9 protein-coding genes and 1 pseudogene are annotated in these 5,366 nt (G+C 68.7%); 1 reads left to right on the forward strand and 9 read right to left on the reverse strand.

What is annotated here, in order from left to right; all coding sequences use genetic code 11:
- Positions 1 to 91 (forward strand): annotated as a pseudogene (locus tag CDQ91_RS21145) (integrase catalytic subunit); the annotation flags it as partial.
- A gap of 31 nt (positions 92 to 122) precedes the next feature.
- Here the strand turns inward: CDQ91_RS21145 and CDQ91_RS20675 are convergent.
- From CDQ91_RS20675 to CDQ91_RS20715, 9 genes are all read right to left on the reverse strand, one after another.
- The gene (locus tag CDQ91_RS20675) at positions 123 to 932 is read right to left on the reverse strand and encodes a relaxase/mobilization nuclease domain-containing protein (protein ID WP_237246096.1); all 810 of its coding nucleotides are present in this window, start codon (positions 930 to 932) and stop codon (positions 123 to 125) included.
- A gap of 238 nt (positions 933 to 1,170) precedes the next feature.
- Positions 1,171 to 1,896: a lytic transglycosylase domain-containing protein gene (locus CDQ91_RS20680; protein ID WP_419722581.1), complete on the reverse strand. Its 726-nt coding sequence runs from the start codon at positions 1,894 to 1,896 to the stop codon at positions 1,171 to 1,173.
- Positions 1,897 to 2,086: 190 nt separating this feature from the next.
- Complete coding sequence (locus CDQ91_RS20685; RefSeq protein WP_069318831.1) at positions 2,087 to 2,422, reverse strand: DUF736 domain-containing protein; 336 nt, start codon at positions 2,420 to 2,422, stop codon at positions 2,087 to 2,089.
- A gap of 36 nt (positions 2,423 to 2,458) precedes the next feature.
- Entirely contained in the window at positions 2,459 to 3,004 is a 546-nt protein-coding gene (locus tag CDQ91_RS20690; protein WP_069318832.1) for a S26 family signal peptidase, read from the reverse strand.
- Complete coding sequence (locus tag CDQ91_RS20695) at positions 3,001 to 3,507, reverse strand: DUF2840 domain-containing protein (RefSeq protein ID WP_069318833.1); 507 nt, start codon at positions 3,505 to 3,507, stop codon at positions 3,001 to 3,003. Before CDQ91_RS20695 ends, CDQ91_RS20690 begins: the two co-directional genes overlap by 4 nt.
- Positions 3,504 to 3,770 (reverse strand): helix-turn-helix transcriptional regulator, encoded by a 267-nt coding sequence (locus CDQ91_RS20700; protein WP_015459426.1) that lies wholly within the window; start codon positions 3,768 to 3,770, stop codon positions 3,504 to 3,506. The genes CDQ91_RS20695 and CDQ91_RS20700 overlap by 4 nt, the downstream gene beginning before the upstream one ends.
- A 128-nt stretch (positions 3,771 to 3,898) precedes the next feature.
- A complete protein-coding gene (locus CDQ91_RS20705) occupies positions 3,899 to 4,522 on the reverse strand; it encodes a DUF2285 domain-containing protein (RefSeq protein WP_237246097.1) in 624 nt (207 codons plus the stop codon).
- Positions 4,461 to 4,682 carry a transcriptional regulator domain-containing protein gene (locus tag CDQ91_RS20710; RefSeq protein WP_079246858.1) on the reverse strand — a complete coding sequence of 74 codons (222 nt, stop codon included), beginning with the start codon at positions 4,680 to 4,682 and terminating at the stop codon, positions 4,461 to 4,463. Before CDQ91_RS20710 ends, CDQ91_RS20705 begins: the two co-directional genes overlap by 62 nt.
- Before the next feature lie 135 nt (positions 4,683 to 4,817).
- On the reverse strand, positions 4,818 to 5,090 hold the full coding sequence (locus tag CDQ91_RS20715) for a DNA -binding domain-containing protein (protein ID WP_079246859.1): 273 nt from the start codon (positions 5,088 to 5,090) through the stop codon (positions 4,818 to 4,820).
- Positions 5,091 to 5,366: the final 276 nt, after the last annotated feature.

Genomic DNA, 5,366 nt, shown 5'->3' on the forward strand with positions numbered 1-5,366 from the left:
GCCGGAGGCCGTTCCCTCGCCAGTGTTGCCCTCCGGTTCCGCTTCGCTCCACCTACGGCCAACACTGGCGAGGGAGGCGTCAATGCACTAACAATCCACCCGGACCACTCGGTGGGGGCCGGTCACTCGGGGCGCAGGTCAATGGCGCCCAGCTCGTCGGCCGCGCGGCCAATCTCGGAGTCGAGGCGGGTCCAACGCTCGGCTTTTACCTCGTGGTCTAGCGCACGCTGGACTTCATGCTCGGGCTTCGGCCCGAGTTCGGCCTGTGCCAGCTCCTCGGCGTTCGAGCGCAAATTGTGGCTGATGTAGTCGCGCGCCATGACGAGATCGGCGCCCTGATCGGTCACGCCGCGGACGATCAGGTGGACGTGCGGATTGTCGGTGTTCCAGTGATCCACCGCCACCCAATCGAGGCGCGTCCCCAGGTCCGTCGCCATCTGGCGCACGAGGTCGCGAGTGTATTCGCGCAGATCGGTCAGCTCGGCCGCGTCCTCGGGCGAGACGATGATGCGGAAATGGTGCCGGTCATCCTTGCACCGATCGGTGAAAGAGCGATCGTCGGCATTGTCCCCCGCCGCGTCGAACATCCGCGTCGGCGAACCATCGCGGGTGACACCCTCGCGCTTCAAATAGGCGACGTGCGCGGACAGCGGCGCCATGCGCCGGCCGGTGCGGCTGCGGTGCGTGACGGGCAGAGCCTTGACCAGCACCCGCCGGCTCGATCCGAACAGACGGCTACGAGCGAAGGCCGTGCGTCCCCGCCCGAAGCTCGACTGTCCGCCACGGCGCGGGCCAACGCCGCCGCGTTGGCCACCGCTGTGAATCGCGGCGACACGCAACACCTCGGCCACCAGGCCCCGCGCGTTGCGCCCTTGCGGCTTGCTGCGCTTGGCCTTGCCGGGCCGGACGCGGAAGTCGCTGTCTTCGCTCACAGCTGGAGCGCTTTCCGCCGAAAATGGCCGATGGTGCCATTCGAGGCGTTGATTTTTCTGGCTTTTCTCTTCCGAGCGGCACGCTCGCCGACCGACGCCCCCGCGTGAAGCCACGGAAAAGCCTCGGCTTTTCGGCGAAACGGGGTGCGCCTTATATCTTGCCCTCGTCTGTCCCTGCCGTTTTCCTCCTCCCCAGCCACTTTGCTGCTTCGGACGGATGAAGGGAGCGACAGGCCGATCATTGCGGTCGGCCCGCGCGGGCGCGGGACACGAACAGCGTGTCGCGCGCTACATTCGGCGACGGATCGGTCGTGCGACCGCCGTCAGATTCTACGCTGCCCGAGAGCGTTTCCGGCGCGGTTTCGCCGCTGCCGGACTGCACGGCAACTGCATCTGACGCGTCGCTCCCCGTGCGGACAAACAGCGCGGCGCGACGCCAGGCGAACGGATCAGGCGGCACGCTTACCGCCACCTCCACAGCGCCCGATCCGCCAGTGATCGGCGCGAGCTGGGCGAGATAGCCGACCGTCTCGGCAGGCAGCGGACGGCCGCGCGACACGAAGTCGTCGTAGCGGCCCGGTCCCGCATTATAGGCCGCCAGCATCGCACTGGCGTTGCCGTAGCGGTCGTGCATCTCGCGCAGATAGGCCGCGCCCGCCATGATGTTGTCGCGCACGTCGAACGGATCGGGGCCGAGGCCGTAGCGGGTGCGTAAGCCCGCCCAGGTCGCGGGCATGATCTGCATCAAGCCCATCGCCCCGGCGCGCGACACGGCGCGGGCATTGCCGCCGCTCTCGACGCGCATCACCGCCCATATCCATGCCTCGGGGATGCCGAACCGCCGCGAGGCGTCGGCGACATGGGCGGCAGAGGGATGGACGGCCGCCGATCGCGCGGCCGGCATATCCTGCGCCATCACCGGGGCAGGCGCGCCGCCGCCGGACAGCAGGACCACGGCAAGCATCAGCGCCGATCCGATTCCGCTCCGCCGCCAGCCTGCCAGCGTGCTCGCCGCGGTCAAGGGTGCGCGCGGTGCGCCGGCCTTTGGCCGCCCTTGACCTTCGCTGCGCGCGCCGGCCGGCCTGCGACCGAGCGGGACGAAGGGATGAGACGGCTTTCCCGCGAACAAAGGGATGATGGGGAAGCGCACCGGATCAGTCCTGCTCGCGCGACTTCGGCTGGCGGTTCCAGCGCAGCGACCATGCCGACTTGTCGGCGGTGCTCTGGAACAGCGCGGCGCGAAGCGGCTGCGCGAAAGCGGGGTCGTCGATGCGCAGCGAGACGTAATCCCCGGCGCGTTCGCCGGTCTCGTTCCAGCCTGCGCCGATCTCCGGGCCTTCGCCGCCGTCGCCGCGGTGGACGCGCCAGTCCGGCGCCTTGTCGGCGTCGCTCTGCTCGGCCGGAACGATCGAGATACGGATGTCGAGCGTCGCCGTCTCGATGATGCCTTCATAGCCGTTGGCGGTGCGGAAGAAGCTGCCGATCTGCATGGGAATCTCCTTTGGGTTGGCAGGCGAGGAAGCGGGTCAGCGCCAAATGAGCGGCGCGTCGGGCGTGTCGCGGGTGAGGATCGGGATGGCGCGGCCGAGCACGGTCGAGGCCGGCAGCGGCCCGAAATAGCGGCCGTCCATGCTGTCGGCGTGGTCGGGGTTGAGCATCAGCAGCTCGCCGGCGCGCAGCGTCCGGCAGCCTTGCCAGGCAGGTAGCGGACGGCCCCGGCCGTCACGCTGCCGGGCGACGACGACGGGCCGCCCATCCACGCTTACCACCGCGTCGATGCGGCACACGATCTGCCCCGGCCGCGCCGCGACATGCTTCAACAGCGGCACGCGCTCGCCGAGATAGCCGCGCTCCGCCAGCCAGTGCGCCAGCGCCGGTGGCGGCTTCACGGCGACCAATGCACCGTGCGGCGGATCGGGCAGCGGCTCGATCCGGTAGAACCCGATCGGCGCGCTGGCGCTGGCGTTCCAGACGACGCGCGGGAGCGGGTCGAACACCGCCACGGCGAGGAACGACGCGGCGAACAGCGACGCGGCGGATGCTGTCGCAATGCCCCATCCACGGCGCGTCATCCTTCGATCTCCCGGCGCTTAAGCCAGGCGCGATGACGCTCCTGCGTGTAGGGGCGCGGCTGTTGTCCGGCGGCGATGCGGTTGTGGACGTGCCGCCAATGATCCGGCGCGGCGTCGCACGGATCGACGCCGGCCGCCTCGGTCGCGTCGATCGCGGCGAGCACTTGGCTGACCTTGGGCCAGCCTTCGATCTTGAGCAGGATGTCGCCGCCCGGCCGCACGAACGGGAGCGTCGTGAACGGCTCGTTCGCGCCGACCGCGCGCACGATGTCGATGCGCGAGCTGACCGTGCCGTAGTCGTTCGCCGCCCATCGGACGAACGCAAAGATCGCGCCGGGACGGAAGCGGACGATGCGGCGGCGGCGATCGACGATCTCGTCCACCGCGACCCGGCCGAACCTGATCCAGTGCTCAATCCGCTTCTCGATCCACGTCAGCTCAACGCGGGTCATGGCGTCGGTGGGCGGCTGCCGGTAGCGCATGGGGGACGGCGGGACGGTCATCGCCGGCTCCGCGCGATGGCCGAATCCGCGCGCGGCATGAGGTCGTCCTGCCCCGGATCGGAGGTCGAATGCTTGATGCCGATGTCGGCCCAAGCGCGCAGGTCATCGACCGAATAGACGACGCGGCCGCCGATCCGGCGGTAAGCCGGGCCGGTGCCGAAATAGCGGTGCTTCTCCAGGGTCCGCCCCGAGAGGCCGAGGAAGCGCGCGGCTTCCGGCGTGCGCAGGAAGCGGGGCGGCAGGTTGGTAGGCGTATCGGACAAGTGACGGCTCCTGCGGGCGGTGGCGGCAGGAGGCGTAATTGTCAGAAGGGAGGCGGCCGGGTGGGGTATGAAGATGTGCGGCCGCACCGATGTGACCACCCCCACGGGTGCGGCGGCGGGGGAGCGAATCAGCGGATGCGGAGCAGCTTGCGGTAGTTGCCGTTCATCATGGCGATGCCGTCGCGGACCAGCCGGACCACAATCGAACGCGCGGCGGACATCTTCCAATCGCTCGCGGACAGCCGCGCCGCTTCGTCCCGTCCGAGCGCGACCGCGATCTCGCGATAGGTCGCGCCCCCATCGCGCAGGTCGAGCGCGCGGAGCATCAGGTCAAGCCGGGCGAGCCGATAGGCGGTTAGCGGCCAGCCGCGCGGCAGCGGCCCGGCCGCGCGGCCGAGCAAGCGGCGATGGAAACGCAGCAAGCTGGCGATGCGGGTGACAAAATCCTTGTCGAGCGGAATGACGGCAGCGAGCGGCTGGCCGGGCTGCGGATCGCGCAGCCACAGCCGATGCTCGCCCGCCGCGTCGGCGACGATGACATGGCGTCCGTCGATGCCGGCCAGGTCGGCGAGCAGCGCGCCGAGCGCGCGCGGATCGACCGGCGAAGCGCTGTCAAATCCTTCCGGTGCTGCGTCGAGGATGACCGTGACGGCGGTCAGTTCCGGGCGCCAGGGGACCGGCTCTGCGAGGTCATCCGGCGCCGTGGCGAAAGGACAACCCCCATCGCCGCGCGAAGGCCGTCTCGGCGGCACTCTGCGCGACGGCGCCGCTCGCGATGCGCTCCTGCATCTGCGTGTGTTCGGCGCGGTATGTGCGGTTTCGACGGAGAAACTCGGCGGCAATTTCGGCGCGCCCGAGGGCGTCGGGCAGTCCGCCGGCGCGCCGCTGGCGACGCCCTGGCGGCGTCGGCATTGCATCCTCCCAACCGCGCTTGGCGCGGATTTTAGGAGCGCAACATCTTCCGGTTGTCCTAGCTAGGATAGCGCAAAGACCGCGCACAACCGTGCAGCGAGGGCAGCGAGAACACTTCCGAATTGGAGTTAAATCTTAACGGTTTAGCCGATGTTGGCAGCCAAGCAGGTGCGCGTATCCGATCTCTGTCATCCAACGCGCGCGGGCAAGATGGGTCGCGTGCATCGTCTGGGCGCGATCAGGTTCCGCCGCTACGTCAATGTTGAAGATGGCGGCGGCAGCGTCACGCCAATCGGCGCCATCCTCCTCGGCATCGAGCAATCGCAGGTAGGCCGCGAGATGGCATTCGTCGTAGCTGGTGAGCTGCGCGCAAGCGGGCGCGCGGTCGTCGAATCTACATGCGCCCATGATGCCCCCGAGTATTCGACCGCGTTAACCAATAGGATCGTCGCGGATCAATTTCGATCCGCCGATTGGACATAGTTGCAAGCAGAATCCGCACCGGCCGACCAATCTCACGCGAGCTGCTGGTTTGCGGTGCGCCCCCGCAAACAGCTCCTAGGCCGTGTTGACAAAAGGGATTCCCAAACCCGCCTTGTTCTGATTCAAGACTGCTTTTTGAGGGGCAGTCATGGGTCGCGGGGATTTGTCGGACGCGGAGTGGGATCTGATCGGGCCGCTACT

This window comes from Sphingopyxis witflariensis (assembly GCF_002205635.1).
Lineage (GTDB): Bacteria > Pseudomonadota > Alphaproteobacteria > Sphingomonadales > Sphingomonadaceae > Sphingopyxis > Sphingopyxis witflariensis.

Bases quoted from the DNA above. Each gene is read 5' to 3' on its own strand.
- CDQ91_RS20695 (WP_069318833.1), bottom strand. From the start codon at position 3,507: ATGACCGTCCCGCCGTCCCCCATGCGCTACCGGCAGCCGCCCACCGAC.
- CDQ91_RS20715 (WP_079246859.1), bottom strand. From the start codon at position 5,090: ATGGGCGCATGTAGATTCGACGACCGCGCGCCCGCTTGCGCGCAGCTC.
- CDQ91_RS20685 (WP_069318831.1), bottom strand. From the start codon at position 2,422: ATGCAGATCGGCAGCTTCTTCCGCACCGCCAACGGCTATGAAGGCATC.
- CDQ91_RS20680 (WP_419722581.1), bottom strand. From the start codon at position 1,896: ATGCTTGCCGTGGTCCTGCTGTCCGGCGGCGGCGCGCCTGCCCCGGTG.
- CDQ91_RS20710 (WP_079246858.1), bottom strand. From the start codon at position 4,682: ATGCCGACGCCGCCAGGGCGTCGCCAGCGGCGCGCCGGCGGACTGCCC.
- CDQ91_RS20690 (WP_069318832.1), bottom strand. From the start codon at position 3,004: ATGACGCGCCGTGGATGGGGCATTGCGACAGCATCCGCCGCGTCGCTG.